The following is a 21,426-nucleotide window of genomic DNA, read 5'->3' as shown; positions in this document are numbered from 1 at the left end:
CGTATAATGTCTAATATTAGTTTACCAACCAGTGTTCTGAATCAAATTGGGGTTGTGCTCCATGTTGTACGTACTGATGGGCCAGAAATAATCGCGTACCAAGAAGGGCTGCTCGAATACGAGGGTCTTCTTGTAATAGTCTTCGGCAGAAGCACCTGCGATATTGAAACCATAGATGTTCTTATTGTACTCAGTTGGACCTTCCTTCCAACGACGGATATCCCAGAAACGCTGGCTCTCGAAAGCGAGCTCGTTCATACGCTCCTGATGGATGATGGCGCGCATACCAGTCTGGGTATTGTAGTAACCGGGGTTGGTGCTGTAGTCATCCCAAGCAGTCTTGACATCTGGAATCTTGGCACGCTCGCGAACAGCGTTGATATAATAGAAGAGGTCGGTACTGTGGGCACCGTTAGGACCTTCAAGTTCGTTGATGGCCTCGGCATAGAGCAGATAGAGGTCGGCAAGACGCATGATAGGATAAGGGAACCAAGTAGAAGATATATTGGTAGTACCGTTGGCTGCATTGACACGGTTCTTGTAGGGGAAGGTCTTCTTGGGGAAGTAGCCTGTCACAGGACCTACGTTGGCACCTGCCTTGGCGGCATACTGTCCTACGCGGCACTTGACCTTCTTCACCTTGTCAGAGGTCAGGTCGTTGTACTCAGCATCGGTAAGCTGGCCGAGCCACTTGCCACCGTCGAAGCCCAAGAAGGCATAGAATCGAGGTTCGCGGTCGAAGTTGAGCTTCACAGTCTCATAGCCACGCTCGAGATAGAACTGGTTCTGCTCGTCGCCACGCTTGATTTCCATTTCATTCCAACCTGCCTGACGATCCTTGTCAACAGCGATTGGGACACCATGCTTAGAATAGAACTCTTCAGCCACCTTCAATGGCACACCGAAGCAGCGATAACCGGTTAGGGCACCTGTAAACTGGGGATTATCCTCGTACTGCAGGTTGACACAACCCATAACCTGCCAGTTGATGCGCTCGGCAGTCCAAGACTGGGTATTACCCCAGATGAGCTCAGAGTTCCATCTCTCGCACATAGCGCCACGGAGAATGAGGTCGGTCTTCAGCGTATCATTCATACGATAGAGGATATCCTCGCCCTCATAGAGCTTGACGTTAATCTTCTGACACTCCTCGATGGCAGCCTTACAAGCGTCAACGGCATACTGCCAACGCTCGAGCTTCTGCTCTTCGGTCTTAGTGGGGAAGAGCTGCACACCACGCTTGTCTACGAGGTTCTTCTGGTCATCGTTGCCATTGAAGAGAGGACTGGCGGCGTAGCAGGCTACACGTGCCTTGAACGCATAACCGATAGCCTTGGTGATGCGACCATACTCGGTATTGGAGAATGACTCTGCAAGGTCAGGGATGGCCTTATCGAGTTCGCTGAGCACGAAGTTGAAGCAAGTATCGATAGGATCGCGATATACACGTACATCCTCGACACTGGCGTCCATAGGTAGACTGTGCTTAACCACAGGGATAGCACCCCACTTGCGGATAAGGCAGAAGTGGTAGTAAGCCTTGAGGAAACGAGCCTCGGCCTTCCACTGGTTCTTCTCTTCCTGGTTCATATCGGGAACCAAATCAACATTGTCAATCAGGTTGTCGCAATCACGAATACCGGTAAAGAGAGAATGCCAATCATCACCATAAACAGTTGACTTGTTCTGATAACCACGGGCAATCATGGTCATACTGGTACTGAAATACTTGCCTGTGGTACGGGGATAGAGGTCCACGAGCTCGTCGCTACCCAGCATAGCAGGGTCGCTGCCGGTACCATCCTTAGGCATATAGCTATAGCAGGTACCGAGGTAACGATAGGCTACCGAACGAAGGGCGAACGCATCAGGTAAAGTAGGGTCGCCACCATCGGGTACTACATCAAGGTAATCGTTGCACGCCGTAAGACCCATCAGAGCAACAACGGCAGCCATTACCGAAATCTTGATTTTATTGAATATCTTTATCATAATGATTGCTATTTATTGGAATGTAACATTCAGACCGACATTGATAGTGCGCTGCAGAGGATAGTTCAGTGCAGAAGAGCCCTGCTCGGGATCCCACATCTTGAAGCTGCTCCAGTTGAGGAGGTTACTACCCGATACATAGAAGCGCAGGCTCTCCATGTGCCACTTCTTGGTGAGGTTACGAGGAACGGTATAACCAAATTCCAACTGCTTGAGACGAATGAACGAACCGTCGCGCATCCACCAAGTGCTGGGCTGGGTATTGTTGTTGTTGAGATAAGTGCTCAGACGGGGCCAGAATGCGTAGAGATTGCGGTTGCTCTCGCTCCAGTGGTCGTCGGCGATGGCCTTGAGCAGCTGGGTGTTCTTGTAGAATGGAGCCAAACCACCCTTGGTCTCTTCATTGGTAGTAGAGAAACCACCGGCATTAATCCAGAATGACTCATTGGCGAGGCCCTGGAAGAACATAGAGAGGTCGAAGCCCTTGTAACCTACAGAAAAACCGAAACCGTAGATGAATTCAGGTGAAGTAGGATTACCGATTGGCACCATATCAGCCTCATTGATTACACCGTCCTTATTGACATCGGTGTACTTGATGTCACCACCGCCATACTGTGAACCGAAAGCAGCCTGTGAGGGGCTGTTGGCAGCCTCTTCGTCATCAACGAACAGACGCTCAGCGATATAACCCCACTTCTGCTTGATGCTGCGACCAGCGTGCTGGCGATAGCCTTCCTTGTAAGTAGGCTCCTCGTATACATCATATCTACTGCGGGCGAAAGTGAAGTTACCGCGGGCAGATGTCCAGAGGTCCTTGTTCCAGTTCTTGCGATACTCTACCTGGATGTCCACACCGTGGGCAGTTGCCTCACCGATGTTGGCACCGATAGAGGTCTGCAGACCCATTGTAGAAGGAATATCGGCACGTGTCATATAGATATCGGTACGCTTCTCACGGTAGTACTCGGCGATGATGTCAAGGTCACCGAAGAGAGAGAGCTCTATAGCGTAGTTCTGCTTCTTGGCGCGCTCCCAAGTGATGGCTGAGTTTGCATAACGCTTGAAGGTAATACCATTAGATGAAGTCTGAAGGTTTTCACCAAAATAAGACTTTACACCGGTATTATTCATTAACATCTCTGAGAGATATAAGAAACGGTTCTTGGAACCACCAATCTTGTCATTACCCACGAGACCATAAGAAGCACGGAGCTTCAGTTTGCTGATGACATTGGTAAGAGGCTGGAAGAACTTCTCGTTAGATACCAACCAGCCGAGACCTACTGATGGGAAGAAACCCCAGCGGTGCTCCTTAGAGAAACGCTCAGAACCGTTGTAACCGAAGTTGAACTCAGCGAAGTAGCGGTCATCATAACCATAAGTGAAACGACCTGCGAGGCTCACGTTGCGTGAAGGCAGAGAGAGCTGGAGAGTACCAGCATTGGCCTTGCGCTCCTCGCGAGTGGTGAATACGGTAAGCGCACCGAGAGAGTGCTTGCCAAAGGTGCGGTTCCAGTACAGACGGCTTTCCCAGTACATGGTGTTAACCACGTTCTTGGCATCTTCATTATAAGTAAGATAGTCAGTACCATTTTCGTTCAGACGAGTAATGTGGTATTCGCCTGTGTAAGAGTCATACTCACCGAGAGTGTACCAATAAGGCTGGAAGTAGCGCTTGATTCCGAAGTCAGAGAGACGAGAGAGGTTGAACAGGGTGGTGAACTTCAGACCCTTGGTGATGAAGCTCAAGTCCTGATCGAGCTGCAAGGCAGCGATCATCTGTGAACGCTGGTAGTCCTTGTAACCGCGTACCATCTCGGCGTAGGGGTTGATGTAACGACCATCGAGGTAGTTACCAAACATGATGTGCTTGATACCCTTGTGCTCTTCATCCATAGGATAGTAAGCGGGGAAGAGTACGGGGTCGGCGTGCATAACATTGACAAACATGTCATTACCAGACGACATCGGACCGGTGTAGTCGTCAAAGTTGCCGGTAAGGCGCAGGCCCACCTTGGTGGTCTTGGTAACATTGACATCCACGTTGGCACGCATGGTGTATTTCTTACTGTCGATATTGTTGTTGAAGCTGTTGCGATGGTCCACCTTCAGCATACCGCCATCTTGAGTATAGGCACCAGAGATATAATAGGTAGCCACCTTACCACCACCGCGGATAGAAACATCGGCACGGGTACTGTGAGATACGTTCTTGAACAGCATGTTGTACCAGTCGTTGGCAGGATAGATAAGACGGTTGGCACCGGGCTTACCAGTCTGCTCAATCTTGTCCTGGCTGTAGACGAGGTCATCAATATTCAGCGAACCGCGAGAAATCAAAGCGTCGTTGTAACACTGCATATAGGTTACAGGGTCAGCCAACTCAACCTTGCGGAGAGGGCTCTGGAAAGAGTGCTCAATACGGCCGAAGATCTTGGCGGGACCTTCCTCACCGCGCTTGGTGGTAACGAGGATTACACCGTTAGCACCGCGGGCACCGTAGAGGGCAGCTGCAGAGGCGTCTTTCAGGATAGAGAAACTCTCGATATCATCGGGACGCAGACGGTTAAGGTCGGCAGATGTCAGCTCGATGTTATCGATAAGAATAAGTGGGTTGGAACCACCCTCACCAAAGGTTGTCACACCACGAACGAAGAAGTCGGTGTTGTCCTGACCAGGCTCACCCGAACGTGTGTAAGCAATCATACCGGCGATGTTACCGGCAAAAGACTGGGTAAGGTTGCTCGACGGCACACGCAGATCTTTGGCGTTTACCGTGGTGATAGAGCTCACGATACTTTCCTTCTTCTGCTTACCGTAGGCTACTACCGTTACCTCGTCAAGCTCGTTGCCCTTGGGGGCAAGCTCTACATTGATAACTGTCTGGTTTCCCACGGTAACGACTTTGTCCTCCATACCTACGTAGGAGAACACAAGTTTGTCGGTTGGCTTGACTTTGATTTCATAGCCACCATCAACGTCGGTCATAACACCCTTTGTGGATTTCTGGACTACTACGCTTGCGCCCGGCAAGGGTTCGCCAGTACCTTTCTCAGAGACTTTTCCCTTGACCGTTATCTCTTGTGCCAAAAGAGACAAAGGCATGAAAAGCAAGAAAAAGAGTAATGTTAAACTACATTTTTTACTCATATTTTATCAATTATTAAGATGATGCTGATGCAAATTTACAATTAATTATGAGACCCAAAAACTTTTTAAGGTGAAAATTGCGTTACAGTAGGTAATTTTTAGCGCAAAATTTGCGCAATTCCAGAACCACGGGGACTAATCAGAAAATAATTGCGTTTCCCCCTTTACCTATTTATATATATAAGGGGACATAGTAGAGGGTTGAAAGGTTGGTAACGCCTACGGCTAATCGCAACTCTTACAGAGTAGCTATATTAGTTGGTCGCTTACCCAGGGTAGCGTGCTTCGCCCGCAACCCTGGGCTGAGGAATCGCAACTCCTACAGAGTTGCCAGGGATGCGCACCGCCTACGATGGTATAACCATACATGGTTGTTGGTGTGCATATCTTCGACAACAACCAAATTATGTATAACCCTTGGCGGGCGCATCATCAACGATGAATTGAGGTCCGCAAGCAGCAGCAACTCTGTAGGAGTTGCGATTTCATAGCCCAGGGTTGAGGGGCGCAGCGCCTCTACCCTGGGTAAGAACACCACCCTACTTAGCTACTCTGTAAGAGTTGCGATTAGCCGAAGGCGTTACCACGGCAGGAAACAAGGTTTCAATTACGGGGTTTATCCATTAATAGCTGCATCTATTAGGGGTTGATATAAACACAAAAAGCCATGGCGGTTGTTGTCGGCTTCGCCTTTTTGTGGCTGACGGTGACACCAGTCGGAAAACGAGTTTTCCTTTTTGTCGTCGCCACCACCCCCAACGCCATGCTTTGCATGACGACAACAGCCGCCACGGTTCAAAAAGCGGCCGGTGGCCGTAAAAAAAGGCCGCCGGTGGCGGTAAAAAAACAGCTGCTTAGAAGCCTCTCCCTAACCCTCCCCAAGGGACGGGAGTTCATTCTCGCTGTGCTTTAGGGGGTTATGATTGCGCTCTTTTTCTTGAAAAAGGCTGGTATGGGGCCTTTGTTTTGGCTTTTTTCCTTCCCCTTGGGGAAGGTTAGGATGGGGCTTGTGGTTGATGGTACGCACCCCTGGCAACTCCTACAGAGTTGCTGCTGCTTGCGGTGGCTCTATTATGGGTTTATTGCGTGTCTCCCACTCTCCCGCCAATCACTGCGGATTGCAGAGGACTTCGCAGACGCGGTCCTGGAAGTGGCGGGCATCGCTGGCGCGCATCACTCCCTGGTTGAGTATGGCGAAGCAGAGTTGGTGACCGTTGGCGGCAGTGCAGTAGCCTGCCAACGAGATGACGCCGGTGAGGGTGCCGGTCTTTGCCTTGACGTTATCCTTGGTGAAGGTTCCGTGCATACGCTTTTCCAGAGTGCCATCTACTCCTGCCTTAGGCAACGAAGGGAGCAGATGAATATAGATATTCTGATAACGATAGGCATAGCGGAGCAGACGCACCTCGAGTTCGGCGGTGACATAGTTGTAGAGCGACAGACCCGAACCATCGGCAATGCGGTAGCGCTGGCCGTGGAGCCCCACCTTGTCTATAAGGCGACGGATATACTGGCGGGCGTGACGGGCTGAAGCCGGACGGGCGCCACCCGAGGCAGCGAGCTGATAGAAGAGCGACTCGGCATAGAGATTGTCGCTCTCTTTCATCATACGCATGAGTATCTGGTCGATGGTGTGATAACGGGCGCAGATGCAGAAGGCTGTGTCGGGCTTGACGGCGGTAGAGGCAAAAGCCTGGACCACAAGCCCCGACTCGCGCAGTTCACGCTCAAAGCGCTCCATAAACTGGTCCTTGCGGCCATAGATGAGGGGCGTGAGCACGGGGTTGTCGTCGTCCCAGCACCATCCCTCGCCCAGCAGGTCGTAGTCCTTCATGCTCTTGTCGGCATAGAGGTGGCCGCGGATAGTGTCGACGCCCATCTTACGGATGCTCTCGACAAAGGCTGACATATCATCGGCATTGAAGAGGGGGTCCATGCCACCCACGCAGTAGATGTCGCCCTCGAGGGTACGGTTGGCGATATGCCCGGTATAGCACAGCTCGGTCTTGGTCTGATACGAACCGCCGAGACGGTCGATGGCGGCAATGGCGGTGAGCAGCTTCATGGTCGACGCCGGACGCATCATCTGCCGCTCGTTGTGACGGTAGATGACAGAGTCGGCTGTGAGGTCATAGACCATGAGCCCTACCTGAGAGGTCTGGAACATATCGGCCTCGAGGAGACGGTCGATGCCATGTACGGCAGACTGTGGCCACTTCAGCGAGAGCGAGTCGCGCACGAGGGTGTCGGCAGGCAGAGTCCCCCCCACTGTCTCGTCCTCGCCCGCTACGTCCTGGGCCTGTACGGGAACTGCGGTCAGCCACATCAGCAGCCAACCTAATATATATAAATAGGTACGCGTCATTGTTTAACAGTTATTCTCTTTGTCATTTCATCTACAAACAGCTGTTCCATCTGTGGTTTCAGGCTCAGCGACCTGCCCTTGCCATACTCTACGAGTACATAGCCGACCAGCCCGAAGCAGTTTGTCATCGTCTGGCAGCGGCTTACATCGGCATAGGCAATGCTGCGGGTACGCGAGAAGCGACCACCGCTCACCACGAGGGCCTCGGGGGTGAAGGAATAGGTGGTATGGAGCACGCGCTCGACCATCAGCACCCACACGGCTGCCACAGGCAGCGCCACCACCACCCTCTGCATCCAGAAGAAGTAGAAGGAGAGCAAAGCCATGAGCACGATGGCACTCACATCGATGGCCGTAACCCTGTAATGGAATATCCTGTTCATAATAACTGTATGCAAAATTACGAATTTAATTGCCAAAAGAGTTATGATTATTATAATTTTTAGTAAATTTGCACCGAAATAAGATAAATATGGTTTACAAGTACGATTTTCTCATTATCGGCTCAGGCGTAGCCGGAATGAGTTATGCGCTTAAGGTAGCGAGAGCACATAAAGGTAAGGTCTGCATGATATGCAAGACATCGCTCAACGAAGCTAACACCTACTTTGCCCAAGGCGGAGTGGCGTCGGTAACCAATCTGCTGAAAGACAATTTCAAAAAGCATATCGAGGACACCATGATAGCCGGTGACTACATCAGCGACCCCAAGGCCGTAGAGCAGGTAGTGACGATGGCGCCCGAGCAGATCAAGGAGCTCGTCAACTGGGGTGTCAACTTCGACCGCAAGGACAACGGCGAGTTCGACCTGCACCGCGAGGGAGGCCACTCCGAGTTCCGCATCCTGCACCATGCCGACGACACCGGTGCCGAGATACAGCGCGGTCTGATGGAAGCCGTGCGCAGCAACCCCGACATCGATATCAAGGAAAACCATTTTGCCGTAGAGATTATTACCCAGCACCACCTCGGTGCGCGCGTCACCCGACGCACTCCCTATATCAACTGCTATGGAGCCTACGTGCTCGACCCCGACACCCAGAAGGTAGACACCTATCTGAGCAAGGTCACCGTGATGTGTACCGGTGGCTGCGGAGCCGTCTACCAGACCACCACCAACCCCGTGATTGCCACCGGCGACGGCGAGGCTATGGTCTACCGCGCCAAGGGCACCGTACAGGACATGGAGTTTGTACAGTTCCACCCCACCTCGCTCTACCACCCCGGCGAGACCCACCCCGCCTACCTCATCACCGAAGCCATGCGTGGCTACGGCGGCATACTGCGTCTGCCCAACGGCGAGAGCTTCATGGAGAAGTATGACAAGCGACTCTCGCTGGCTCCACGCGACATCGTGGCTCGCGCCATCGACCGCGAGATGAAGACCCACGGACTCGACCACGTCTGCCTCGACGTCACCCATAAAGACCCCGAAGAGACGCGCCACCACTTCCCCAATATCTATGCCAAGTGTCTCTCCATAGGCATCGACATCACCAAGGAGTATATCCCCGTGCGCCCCGCAGCCCACTACATGTGTGGCGGCATCAAGGTCGACCTCAACGGATGCTCGAGCATCAACCGGCTCTACGCCATCGGCGAGTGCTCGTGTACGGGTCTGCACGGCGGCAACCGCCTGGCCAGCAACTCGCTCATCGAGGCGGTGGTCTATGCCGAGACCGCAGCACGCCACAGCATAGAGCACGTCGACGAGTATGACTTCAACGACAAGGTGCCCGACTGGAACGACGACGGCACCATGACCAATGAGGAACAGGTGCTCATCACGCAGAGTGTGAAGGAGGTGGGCGAAATCATGAGCAACTATGTGGGCATCGTGCGCAGCGACCTGCGCCTCAAGCGTGCCTGGGATCGCCTGGACCTGCTCTACGAAGAGACCGAAAACCTCTTCAAGCGCGTCAAGGTGAGCAAGGAGCTCTGCGAGTTGCGCAATATGATCAACACAGGTTACCTCATCACCCGTATGGCCATAGAGCGCAAAGAGAGCCGTGGCCTGCACTACACCATCGACTACCCCGTACACGCGTACGATAAGAAATAAGCACGGCACATAGACAATGGAAGCCCCTACACGGACCTCCACAAGGAGAGAGGGTTGAAAGCCCCTCACCAACCCTCCCCAAGGGGCGGGAGTTAATTCTTGCTGTGTTTTAGGTGTTTGCAGTTACGCTCTCTCCCTTGAAAAAGATAGGAGCAGGGCCTTTATTTTGACTTTTTTCCTTCCCCTTGGGGAAGGTTAGGATGGGGCTTGTGGTTGATGGTACGCACCCTTGGCAACTCTGTAGGAGTTGCGATTTCATAGCCCAGGGTTGAGGCGTGCAGCGCCTCTACCCTGGGTATATATATAATAAGGTATAGCTACTCTGTAAGAGTTGCGATTAGCCGAAGGCGTTATTCTCAATCTGATATTATCCGTCTACCCATTCCTACCCATCATCCTGCTGCGGGTAACGCCTACGGCTAAGCGCAACTCCATTACCTTTCCGCGCCGCACTGCGCCGCGCCGGTGACCTTCGGTTCAGAGTTGCCAGATTAGTGGGGCAGCTACCCAGGGTAGCGTGCTTCGCCCGCAACCCTGGGCTGGGGAAACGCAACTCCTACAGAGTTGCCGCTGCTTGCGGGAGGCCAATTGCGGGGTTAATCCATTATTACCGACTTATGTAATAAGTTGATATAAACACAAAAAGCCATGGCCCTGTTGTCGGCTTCGCCTTTTTGGGGACTGTCGGTGACGCCAGTCGGAAAACAAGTTTTCCTCTTTGTCGTCGCCACCACCCCCAACGCCATGCTTTGCATGACGACAACAGCCGGCATGGTTCAAAAAGCGGCCGGCGGCCGTAAAAAAAGGCCGCCGTTGGCGGTAAAAAAACAGCTGATTGTAAGCCCCTCCCTAACCCTCCCCAAGGGGCGGGAATTCATTCTCGCTGTGCTTTAGGGGGTTATGATTGCGCTCCGTTCCTTGAAAAAGATTGGAATATGGACATCATTTGGGCTTTTTTCCTTCCCCGTGGGGAAGGTTAGGATGGGGCCTATGGTGGACGGGGCGCACCCTTGGCAACTCTGTAGGAGTTGCGATTTCATAGCCCAGGGTTGAGGGGCGCAGCACCTCTACCCTGGGTATATATATAATAAGGTGTAGTTACTCTGTAAGAGTTGCGATTAGCCGAAGGCGTTACCCGCAGCAGGAAACATGGGGGCAATCGCAGGGCTAATCTATACGTGGCCGTGCGCACAATCCTACCCACCCTCCTGCCGAGCGTACACAAAAAAAGCCCTCTCACGTTTCACAACGGGAGAAGGCACAAATTATGAAAACTTTAATCTATCCGAATATCTTCTATTTCTTGAGAATATCGAGCTTGGGAGTATCGATGCCGCTCACATGGTCGTGGCGCACGTCGTTCTGTTGCTCAAAGATTACGATATCGTTCTTGCCCTTCTTCAGGAAGCAACCTGGCAGATAGAGGGTCTGCTGGGGACCCACCTTCCAGTAACGGCCCAGATTGACACCGTTGACAAAGACGATACCCTTGCCCCACTCTTCCATATCGAGGAAGGTGTCGCCGGGGCTGGCTACATCAAACTGCCCCTGATAGATTACCGGCAGCCCCTTGGCATAGCCGTGGTCGCCAGCAGCCAGCACGGGAGCCTCGCTCATGGGCAGACAATACATCTTCCACTCACCCTCGATGGGGTTGTCGTTGATGGTGATGGGGCGCACAAAGCCCTTGAAGCTCTCGGAGATGCGGGCACCATAGTTGATGCGTCCCATATTCTCGACCAGGATGTCGAGGGTGCTGTTGAAGGGTACCTCGACCTCCAGGCTGTCTACGCCGGTGACGGCGTTGAGCTCGCCCACCTTCTCGCCGTTGACATAGACGATGCCATAGTCGGCAATGCCGTCGGCCTTGAGCACTCCGGCGATGGGCTGGTTGAAGTGGCGGCGGTAGAGCACGTATCCGTGGCCCTGGCCGAGCGCCTCGAATGTAGGCATGGTGTCACACTCCACAGGCGTCATCCCCTCGATGCGGTCGAAGAGGTTCTGGGTCTGGGTGAGACGTATTTGGGGCAGCGTGATGACAGGTATACGCTCGGGCACTGCCGGCACATCCTTATTATACTGCATCAGTATCTTTCTGATGGCCTCATACTTGGGTGTAGCCCATCCTGCCTCACTGATGGGGGCGTCGTAGTCGTAGCTGGTGATGTCGGGCTGCAGACGGATGTCCTTGGTATAGTTGGCACCCGAGGTGAAGCCGAAGTTGGTGCCACCGTGCACCATGTAGAAGTTGAAGCTGATGCCGGCATCGAGATACTTCTGCATCTGCTTGGTAAAGGCATCGGAGCTGACCTTCTGGAAAGGCTCGTTCCAGTGGTCGAGCCATCCGGTATAGAACTCTGCGACCATGTAGGGGCCCACTCCGCCGTGATAGGCGTCTACCTTCTTCTTGATGGTGTTGATATTGTTTTCGCCGTTGCACGTGGGCAGTGCTCCCTCGATGGCTCCACCCTCGAAGAGCCAGCTGCCATCGCTGGTGAACATGGGGATGTCGAAGCCGGCGTCGATGAGCTGCTGACGGATGGCGGCACTATACTGTCTGTGTACATCGAGGGGGATGTCCTTGCGCTGGCTGACATACGAGCCAAACTCGTTTTCAGCCTGTACCATGACGATGGGACCGCCCTTGGTTATCTGGAAGTCGCGCACCTGGGCTGCGAGCTGTCCGATGTAGGTGCGGCACGAGTCGAGGAAAGCCTTGTTCTGTGTGCGTATCTTCATCTCGGGCACGGTGCTGAGCCACCAGGGATAGCCGCCGTACTCCCACTCGCCACAGGCATAGGGACCGGGACGCAGGATGACCATCATGCCCTCGTCGGCAGCAGCCTTGAGGAAGGCGCGTATGTTGCGGTTACCCGTGGTCCAGTCCCACACTCCGGGTGCGGTCTCGTGGTAGTTCCAGAAGACATAGGTAGCCACGGCGTTGAGTCCGAGGGCTTTCATCATGCGCAGACGGTGATGCCAGTAGGCTGCGGGCACGCGCGAATAGTGCATCTCGCCCGAGTGGATCTGTATGGGTTTGCCGTCGTAGACGAAGTTGCCTCCCTCTATCTTGAAGGTATGCTTGGCCTTGGCTCCGGCTGTGGCGGTGAAGCCTGGCAGCAGGGTCATGGCGGTCATGATGATAACGATGATAAGTAGATTGCGTCTCATTATTGTTGCGATATAAGTTTTATTCCTTACAAAGATAATAATAATAAGGTGTATCGCCCAACAAATCATCGAAAATGTTGCCCACGGCGATGATTTTTGTCGTCAAAATGACAAAAAGGCAGACCAAGACTGACATTTTGTCAGTTTTCGGGCATAGGTACATAGTTTGTATCATGATGAGTGACAATAACAAAGATAATAATTAAAACAACAAGCGATATGACATTTGACAAATTTACTATCAAGGCGCAGGAGGCCGTGCAGAGCGCGGTCAACAAGGCGCAGATGGCGCAGAATCAAGCCATAGAGCCGGTACACCTGCTGGCAGGTATCATGGACAAGGGTAAGGATGTGACCCAGTTCATCTTCCAGAAGCTGGGCGTCAACCCACAGCAGATTGAAACGCTCGTCGAGAGCGAGATAGCCCATCTGCCCAAGGTGCAGGGAGGCGAACCCTACTTCACCAATGCCACCAACGAGATACTGCAGAAGGCTATGGCCGAGGCTGCGCGCATGGGCGACGAGTATGTGGCCATCGAACCCATACTCATGGCCATCATGCAGACCCAGAACACGGCAGGACGCATACTCCGCGATGCAGGCATGACCAAGGACGAGGTAGAGAAGGCCATCGCTGCCCTCAGACAGGGCAAGAAGGTCGACGATGCCCAGGCCGACGAAAACTACCAGGCGCTCGCCAAGTATGCGCAGAACCTCATAGACAAGGCGCGCAACGGCAAGCTCGACCCTGTGATAGGCCGTGATGAAGAGATACGCCGCGTGCTGCAGATTCTCTCGCGCCGAACCAAGAACAACCCTATCCTGATAGGTGAGCCGGGTACGGGCAAGACCGCCATCGTCGAGGGACTCGCCCAGCGTATCGTGCGTGGCGACGTGCCGGAGAACCTGAAGAACAAGCAGCTCTTCTCGCTCGACATGGGCGCGCTCGTGGCTGGCGCCAAGTACAAGGGTGAGTTTGAGGAGCGACTCAAGAGTGTCATCAAGGAGGTCACCCAGGCCGACGGCAACATCATCCTTTTCATCGACGAAATCCACACACTCGTGGGTGCCGGAGGTGGCGAAGGTGCCATGGATGCCGCCAACATCCTCAAGCCTGCCTTGGCACGTGGCGAACTGCGGGCTATCGGTGCCACCACCCTCAATGAGTATCAGAAGTATTTTGAGAAGGACAAGGCGCTCGAACGCCGTTTCCAGACGGTCATGGTCGACGAGCCCGACGAGATAGATGCCATCAGCATCCTGCGTGGTCTGAAGGAGCGCTATGAGAACCACCACAAGGTGCGTATCCAGGACGATGCGTGCATCGCAGCCGTCAAGCTCTCCGAGAGATACATCTCCGACCGGTTCCTGCCCGACAAGGCGATAGACCTGATGGACGAGGCTGCCGCCAAGTTGCGCATGGAACGCGACTCGGTGCCCGAGGAGCTCGACGAGATTGACCGCCATCTGAAGCAGCTTGAGATAGAGCGCGAGGCTATACGCAGCGAGATCAAGCACCGCCAAGGCAACGGCGGCGAGGACGACGCGGCTGCCAATCTGCACGACTCGCTCGACAAACTGGACAAGGAGATTGCCCAGCTGGGTGAGCAGGAGCGCCAGTACAGGGCTAAGTGGGAGTCCGAGAAGGCTCTGGTCAACAAGATCCAGCAGGACAAGCAGGAGATGGAGAACCTGAAGTTTGAGGCCGACAAGGCCGAGCGCGAGGGCAATTATGGCCGTGTGGCTGAGATACGCTACGGCCGCCTGAAGAGCATCCAGGACGACATAGACCATATCCAGCAGCAGCTACGAGGCACCCAGGGCGGCGACGCTATGGTGCGCGAAGAGGTCACTGCCGACGATATCGCCGAGGTGGTAAGCCGCTGGACGGGCATCCCCGTGTCTAAGATGATGCAGAGTGAGCGCGAGAAGTTGCTGCATCTCGAAGACGAACTCCATCACAGAGTGGTGGGTCAGGACGAGGCCATCAAGGCTGTAGCCGATGCCGTGCGCCGCTCACGAGCCGGACTGCAGGACCCCAAGAGACCTATCGCCTCGTTTATCTTCCTCGGTACGACAGGTGTGGGTAAGACTGAACTTGCCAAGGCGCTCGCCGAATATCTCTTCAACGACGAGAACATGATGACGCGTATCGATATGAGCGAGTATCAGGAGAAGTTCAGCGTGACAAGACTCATCGGCGCGCCTCCAGGCTATGTGGGCTACGACGAGGGTGGCCAGCTGACCGAGGCAGTAAGACGCAAGCCTTACTCCGTAGTACTCTTCGACGAGATAGAGAAGGCTCATCCCGACGTGTTCAACACCCTCTTGCAGGTATTGGACGACGGCCGACTCACGGATAACAAGGGCCGCGTGGTCAACTTCAAGAACACCATCATCATCATGACCTCCAACGCCACGCGTGAGATGCTGGGCAAGATTATGCGTCCTGAGTTCCTCAACCGTATCGACGACATCATCACCTTCCATCCGCTCACGCAGGAGGAAATCTCCAAGATTGTGGAACTGCAGATGCAGAAGTTGCAGAAGATGACTGCCGAGCAGGGCGTGACACTCACCTGGACCAAGGCGGCAATAGACTATCTGTCGCGTGTAGGCTTCGACCCCACCTTTGGCGCCCGCCCCGTCAAGCGTGCCATCCAGGACTACGTGCTCAACGACCTGAGCCGTATGCTGCTGGCTGAGCGCGTAAGCAAGGACAAGCCCATCACGGTCGATGTTGCCGACGACCACATCGTGTTCAGCAACTAATTTACCATTAAAAAAATCCCTTCCGCCATAAGTGACGGAAGGGATTTTTTTATGTCTGTATGTGTCGTGGTTACTTCACCACTTTCTTTCCACCTACGATGTAGATGCCTGCAGGGAGATTGTCGAGGCTGGTGCCCAGATACTGACCCTGGATGTTGTAGACGCGGTTGTCTACGGGCTTGCCAGTGGTCTCGACAGTATCGATGCCGGTGCCTACGCCATCTGCCACGATGCGCACCTCATCGAGGAACATACGTTTGGCAGGGGTGAAGGTAATCTTGCCGCTACCGGTGCCGGTAATGTCGATGCTGTACTCGGTCCATTCCTCATTCTTCATGGTGAGGGTAGCTACCTCGGTGCCGTTGTAAGTCACCTTGAGCGAGGTGGCGTCACTGCCGTAAGGCGCAGCCTTGAAGGTGAGCTTGGCCTTGCCGTTGAGGGCAAAGGAAGGTGTGGTGGCAGAGCCGCTCTTCTTGGAGGAGCCAAACTTGCCGCACTTGAAGCCACCGGCACGGGAGACTGACTCCCAACCTGCGTTGTCTGTTACCAGCGCATTGCTGCCAGAACTCCATGTACCGTCGTTTCCGCCCGTTCCAGCACACTTGTCAAAGCTCTCATAAAACACCTGACCCTCTGGAGTGGGTTCTACCACGATAGCTGCATTATACTGGAAGCTCACGGTGCCGTTGTCATTCTCGGTAATGTCCTTGACCTGACGGCCCATGTTGCGTGTACCGTCCTCGTTGTCGTTGTAGAGACCGAACGAAGGTATCGATGTGTCGCTCAACTCGTTGTTTGCCTTGTAGGGATACAGGTCGCCTGTGAGTGTAGTCTTGGTATAATACTGCTCGTATTTGTCCCAGTACTTGCTGTCGTCAATGTTGTCGGCATGTACGAGCGTGAGGCGCTGGTGGTCGTTCTTGAAGTCGGCAGTCCAGCCATCTTTCTGACGGAATTCACCCGTAGAGTTGACCACATTGTTAATCCAGCAGGTGGGGTCATAGTCTACATGGATGACCTGCAGACCTGTAGCCTCAATATACTTGTCCCACTTGGTCTGCTGACGGTTTTCGAGGATGAAGTATTCGTTGCGGTTACCTTTATTATATATTACGTATGCCTTTCCGCCCTCGCTGGTGGGCTTGAGATCTGTCACCGTCACATTCTCGTCTTCGAGCACCTCGTAGTCTATCCATCCGGCAATCCATTTCTCATAGGCAGTATAACCGGCGGGGCAGAAGCCGTCGTCGTTGTAGCCGGCAGAGTCCATGAGGTCAAAGCTCGACATACCGAAATGCCCCTCATAGAAGATGTCATAGAGGTCGGGATAGCCCAGACAGTGAGAGAACTCGTGGCAGATGGTACCGATACCATCGATACCAGAGTAGCCCATCTCGGCAGAGCAGGCGTAAGAATTGATTTTGACACCATCGAGGGAGAGTGTTATTTTGGCGGCAGCCAGTTCATAAGCGTGGGGCCAGATAGTGTCATCGCTACCGCCGTTGGCCTCGCCCTGACCGGCGTAGATGACATAGACCTGATCCACCTCGCCGTTACCGGTCCAGTCGTAGTCAGAGAAGTCTACCCAACCGTCGGCAAGCTCACAGGCTTCCTTAATCATCTGCTCGGGACGCAGGTCGTTATCATTGGAGTCATTACCACCATAGTAAGCCATATTCTGCGACAGGGTTACAGGCCCTACCACGTCAAAATCGATGGTAAACTTGCCATCGCTCTGTGCGCTGAAGTAGTCCTTGATACTGCCGTTGAAGCCATTGTCCTTGTAGTTCTCGGCATTGGCTATCTTCTTGTACAGGTCGAGGGTATGGCTGGCAGAAAACTTCTTGTCCTTGAAGTTGGCGAGGATGATGAGTCCCTTCTTGGTGCCCCGATAGTTGCCGCGGTTGCCCGAGATGTCGGCCTTGCGACGGCTGGCGTAGTGCTGGTTGGCACGGGCACGACGCTGCTTGGCACGGGCAGCCACCTTGGTGGCATCTTCCTGCTTGTACATACCATTGCCTGCTGATACATAGCTCTTTCCGTCGGCATCACGATACCAGTGGCCGTGTTCGTCGCCCACCAGGCGGGCCTTGACTTGACTGCCGTCGGCAAGGGTAATCATGCGCCACAGATTAGGGCGTGCGGGGATGGCTGACATTGTCATCACTGCGAGCAGGAACAATGTCAAGAGAGTAATTCTTTTCTTCATACTTGATTATAATTGTTTACTTGGTTATTCGTGTGTAGCCGTTGGGGCGTGCTGCGACTTGATTTTGTTCATCCGCGTCGACTCGAGGATGGGCAGATTGGTCTCTGTGGGGATATAGATGACGGTCTTGTCGCTCAGGTCGCTCTGCTGGCGCACCCAGAGATACTGGATATAGGTGGGGGTGATGCTGCCGTTCTCTATCTTGATGGCTTCGGCGGCACCCTTGGCGCGTGCCACTTCGGCCTGGGCGTTGAGCTTCTCGGCCTCGAGGTTCGCACGGGCTTCCTCTATCTTAATCTTGCGGTTCTGTTCGGCTTTGGCAAACTCGGCCTTGCCTTCCATCTCCTGCGACCATACGTTGTACCAGGGACGGATGAATGCCATGCCTATCACAAAGACAAAGATGGCGACGAGAGCCCAGACTATCTGTCGGGCAACGGTGGGGTTGAACCCCGGGGTACTGTTTCTGTTCATTTGACGATTGTTTAAGTGTGATGCAACTATGGGATAATTCTCCAACATGCAAAGATACATCATTTCTCGGCTTCTTTCTGCCAAAATATGCAATTATTTTTCACCACGCCCGTCATTTTTAATATTTTCAGGGCGCATACCATCCCTATCACCATCTCTGACGTGGTGACGGCGTCCATAGTCGACAGGGGCGTCGCGATGATGGCGACGGTGCTATCGCTGGTTGACAAAATACTGGCTGTAGATATTATAGTATATGTCCATCCAGCCCTCGTCGAGCAGATGGTTGAGTTTCTGTGCCAGCCCGGGATGGGCGTCGATATGGCTCACGAGGTCGGGATTGTAGCGGGTGCCGGCGTCGCGACGCATCTCGCCCATCACGGCATCAAAGGTCTTGCCGTCCTTGTAGTTGCGGCCCACGCGCTCGGTAGCTGCCTGCATGCAGTCGCTCAGGGTGATGATGTCTATCATGATGCGGTAAGGCGAACGGGTATTGTCAAAGTCGGCGGGATAGCCTCCCTTGCCGTTGTACCACTTGTGGTGACCCAGGGTGGTGTCGTGATACTTCGCCAGCCTGGGGTCGAGGGCGAGGTATTTGAGTCCCATCTCCGGGTGGCGCTTCACGATCTTGAACTCCTGATCGGTGAGCGGACGGTAGTCGTTGTCTACCACGGGGATGATGGTGTTCTTGCCCAGATCGTGGTAGAGGGCGGCTTCGCGCACAAACTCGACAAACCTACGCTTGTGATGCTTTACGCTGCCTTCGGTCTTGCAACCCAAATAGCCCACCAGCAACTGGGGCTGATTGTCCACAAGACTCTCCATGAGCACCATGGCTATCTCGCTCACGTGTACGGAGTGGGCGTAGGTGGTCACGTGGGTCGATACCGACAGCTTGTTGAGGAAGGCAAGGCGCTCGCGGGGCTTCAGATACGACAGTATGCGGTCGTAGGTGACGAAGACATTGAGGTTGTTGACAAAGGTGGTCACCGACTGGCGGTCACTGCGATGGCGGAAAGCCATCTCGATGTCACGGCACATGCGGAGCACGTTGCGGCGCTTGGCGCTGTAGGGGATGTCGGCCAAGTCGTTGAGATAGAACAACGAATAGTAGGGCATAAGATGCAACGAGAACTCTTGGGGGTCGAGCCTACGATTGCGCAGACTCTCCATAGATGCCCTGTAGCGCGGGCGGTATCTGTTGAGAGCCTCCTTGGCAGTTATCTGCTTCAGGTTCATTTGCATAATCAGCGTGCGCAGATACGAGGAATTGTCCAGTGAGGGCTTCCGCAGGTTCCTTACCACGAGGGTATGCATAAGTTTGTCGATGCTCTTCTTCTTGATGGTGGTGCGGTCCACCAGGAAAATGTTGCGCACCATGGACTCGTCGGCATTGTTGAGCCGCCTCTTGAGCTCGGTCATCCTGTAGCCCTTGCGGCTGAGCTCGTCGCCGTGCTTGGCGACATATCGTCTTGCCAGTTTGATGCGCCCGCGCAGATCGTCGACCGTCTCCACCTTCTTCTGTGCCCATACATACGCACACAGTTGCAGCATCGCGTTGAGATAGTTTGACTGATAGGCGGGATAGCGCTTGGCGTCGTCGGTGACGCATCGCTGGTAGCAAGCATACGACTTCTGCAGGAGCTCGTCGTCATGGGTCATGTTCCAGATATGGTAGTAGGCAGAGCCACGCCACGTGTTCAGATAGTTGGTAAACCTCAGCGAGTCGGGGCGATTGGTCTGCAGGGTGTCGATGAGGTCACAGAGTTCGAGCATGAGAAAGGGGTCGGAGCGGTTCTGGTTGATATACTTGCTGAAGAAGCTCTTGATAAAATCCGAATAGAGCCTCGCGTCGTTCTTGGCTTGTGGCAGGGTGATGACCTGGCGCAGACTGTCCAGGCAGAGCTTGTTGCTCTGATAGATATCGTGGTTCAGGGCAGCGCGGGTATGGAAAAACTCCACCCAGCGGTCGTGGTCATGAATGAGGAAGATGCTGTCGTTGTAGCGGTTGTATAACTTGCGGTTGTTGACCAGGGTGCTGAACCAGCCGTCGAAGTCCACATGCAGGGTTTCTTCGTCCTTGACGGTCTGTGCCGAGGACGTCATGACTGTCAGGAGCAGCATGACTATGGGCAAGAGTCTACGGGTGATGACTGCCAGCAACGCTGTAGCGGTGTGGCTGTGCGCCGCAGCAGGGCAGTGGGCAGGGGTGGCAATAATGACGCATTTCATAGTGCGCGTGTATAAAGTTAGAGTGGCAACGGGCGTGACACCGGTGCGTAGAGTTGAAATTCTGCTGTCTGTAATGGTTGTAACAACTACAAAATTCGTGAAAAAACGGGACTCCACCAACATTACTCGTGTAATAGTTGTTAAAATCGCCGAAATAATGACATCGCGCACAATTATAGGCAAGCATGGAGGCGCAACGACCATCATAAGAAGCCCTCTCTGGCTCTCCTCAAGGGGAGAGAACGCAGACCAATTATATATTATGTGCTTTGTCATTATCTCCATCACCTTGCGGATGGTATAGGGCGAAGCCCTGAAAAGCCACAAATCTTTTTGTAGATTATTGTGATGGCTTATTCAAGGTATATGGGCATATACATTACAAGTAACGCCTACGGCTAAGCGCAACTCCGTCAGAGTTGCAAGGTTCGTTGGTCGCTTACCCAGGGTAGCGTGCTTCGCCCGCAACCCTGGGCTGGGGAAACGCAACTCCTACAGAGTTGCCAGGGGTGCGCACCGTCCACAATGGGATAGCCATACAGGGTTGTAGGGGCGCACATCATCGACAACAAACTAATTATGTATAACCCTTGGGGGCGCATCATCAACGATGAATTATGGCCCGCAAGCAGCAGCAACTCTGTAGGAGTTGCGATTTCATAGCCCAGGGTTGAGGTACACAGCGCCTCTACCCTGGGTAAGAACACCACCCTACTTAGCTACTCTGTAAGAGTTGCGATTAGCCGAAGGCGTTACCACGGCAGGAATAGCAGCTTGTGTTATCCCAACTATATGACGCTACCGATAGATAATAAGGTAATCATTTTTTTGTACCGGCGCAGCCGGACTTTTTTTACCGCCAACGGCGGACTTTTTGTATTTGCGGCTTTTCAGCCTGCCATCAGGCAGGCGCGGATGGGGGGTGACGGGGAATATCCGAGAGCTCGCTCTCGAGATATCTCCCGACACACACGGACGCATAGGGCGAAGCCCTGA

12 protein-coding genes are annotated in these 21,426 nt (G+C 53.6%); 4 read left to right on the top strand and 8 right to left on the bottom strand.

Annotated elements, in window-relative coordinates:
• Positions 1 to 21: 21 nt before the first annotated feature.
• Both CIK92_RS05860 and CIK92_RS05855 read right to left on the bottom strand, forming a co-directional pair.
• Complete coding sequence (locus tag CIK92_RS05860) at positions 22 to 1,992, bottom strand: RagB/SusD family nutrient uptake outer membrane protein (RefSeq protein ID WP_094388465.1); 1,971 nt, start codon at positions 1,990 to 1,992, stop codon at positions 22 to 24.
• Positions 1,993 to 2,004: 12 nt separating this feature from the next.
• Entirely contained in the window at positions 2,005 to 5,085 is a 3,081-nt protein-coding gene (locus tag CIK92_RS05855) for a SusC/RagA family TonB-linked outer membrane protein (RefSeq protein WP_371591648.1), read from the bottom strand.
• 727 nt (positions 5,086 to 5,812) lie between these two features.
• Between CIK92_RS05855 and CIK92_RS05850 the strand changes: the two genes are divergently transcribed.
• The gene (locus CIK92_RS05850; RefSeq protein ID WP_094388463.1) at positions 5,813 to 6,058 is read left to right on the top strand and encodes a hypothetical protein; all 246 of its coding nucleotides are present in this window, start codon (positions 5,813 to 5,815) and stop codon (positions 6,056 to 6,058) included.
• Between the two features lie 195 nt (positions 6,059 to 6,253).
• Here the strand turns inward: CIK92_RS05850 and dacB are convergent, their stop codons facing one another.
• Both dacB and CIK92_RS05840 read right to left on the bottom strand, forming a co-directional pair.
• Complete coding sequence (dacB, locus tag CIK92_RS05845) at positions 6,254 to 7,510, bottom strand: D-alanyl-D-alanine carboxypeptidase/D-alanyl-D-alanine-endopeptidase (RefSeq protein ID WP_094388462.1); 1,257 nt, start codon at positions 7,508 to 7,510, stop codon at positions 6,254 to 6,256.
• Entirely contained in the window at positions 7,507 to 7,893 is a 387-nt protein-coding gene (locus tag CIK92_RS05840) for a hypothetical protein (RefSeq protein WP_094384456.1), read from the bottom strand. The genes dacB and CIK92_RS05840 overlap by 4 nt, the downstream gene beginning before the upstream one ends.
• An 89-nt stretch (positions 7,894 to 7,982) precedes the next feature.
• Between CIK92_RS05840 and nadB the strand changes: the two genes are divergently transcribed.
• Positions 7,983 to 9,572: an L-aspartate oxidase gene (gene nadB, locus CIK92_RS05835; protein ID WP_022310312.1), complete on the top strand. Its 1,590-nt coding sequence runs from the start codon at positions 7,983 to 7,985 to the stop codon at positions 9,570 to 9,572.
• A gap of 648 nt (positions 9,573 to 10,220) precedes the next feature.
• Positions 10,221 to 10,466: a hypothetical protein gene (locus CIK92_RS13380; RefSeq protein ID WP_144289347.1), complete on the top strand. Its 246-nt coding sequence runs from the start codon at positions 10,221 to 10,223 to the stop codon at positions 10,464 to 10,466.
• Positions 10,467 to 10,868: 402 nt separating this feature from the next.
• Here CIK92_RS13380 and CIK92_RS05830 read toward each other — a convergent pair whose 3' ends face one another.
• Positions 10,869 to 12,743 carry a beta-galactosidase gene (locus tag CIK92_RS05830; protein WP_094388461.1) on the bottom strand — a complete coding sequence of 625 codons (1,875 nt, stop codon included), beginning with the start codon at positions 12,741 to 12,743 and terminating at the stop codon, positions 10,869 to 10,871.
• A gap of 219 nt (positions 12,744 to 12,962) precedes the next feature.
• Between CIK92_RS05830 and clpB the strand changes: the two genes are divergently transcribed.
• Positions 12,963 to 15,515: an ATP-dependent chaperone ClpB gene (gene clpB / locus CIK92_RS05825; RefSeq protein ID WP_094388460.1), complete on the top strand. Its 2,553-nt coding sequence runs from the start codon at positions 12,963 to 12,965 to the stop codon at positions 15,513 to 15,515.
• A 70-nt stretch (positions 15,516 to 15,585) separates the two neighbouring features.
• On the opposite strand, the gene CIK92_RS05820 is transcribed toward clpB, so the two are convergent.
• The 3 genes from CIK92_RS05820 to CIK92_RS05810 all read right to left on the bottom strand — a co-directional run bounded on the left by CIK92_RS05820 (position 15,586) and on the right by CIK92_RS05810 (position 20,430).
• A complete protein-coding gene (locus CIK92_RS05820; RefSeq protein ID WP_254046006.1) occupies positions 15,586 to 17,724 on the bottom strand; it encodes a M6 family metalloprotease domain-containing protein in 2,139 nt (712 codons plus the stop codon).
• A 24-nt stretch (positions 17,725 to 17,748) separates the two neighbouring features.
• Positions 17,749 to 18,108: a hypothetical protein gene (locus CIK92_RS05815; RefSeq protein ID WP_254046008.1), complete on the bottom strand. Its 360-nt coding sequence runs from the start codon at positions 18,106 to 18,108 to the stop codon at positions 17,749 to 17,751.
• 303 nt (positions 18,109 to 18,411) lie between these two features.
• The gene (locus CIK92_RS05810; protein ID WP_158214740.1) at positions 18,412 to 20,430 is read right to left on the bottom strand and encodes an HD-GYP domain-containing protein; all 2,019 of its coding nucleotides are present in this window, start codon (positions 20,428 to 20,430) and stop codon (positions 18,412 to 18,414) included.
• Between the last annotated feature and the right edge of the window lie 996 nt (positions 20,431 to 21,426).

It is taken from the genome of Prevotella sp. P4-67 (assembly GCF_002251325.1).
Classification (GTDB): Bacteria; Bacteroidota; Bacteroidia; order Bacteroidales; family Bacteroidaceae; genus Prevotella.
The sequence above is the reverse complement of the archived record's forward strand: the minus strand, read 5'-3'. Positions and strand labels throughout refer to the sequence as shown.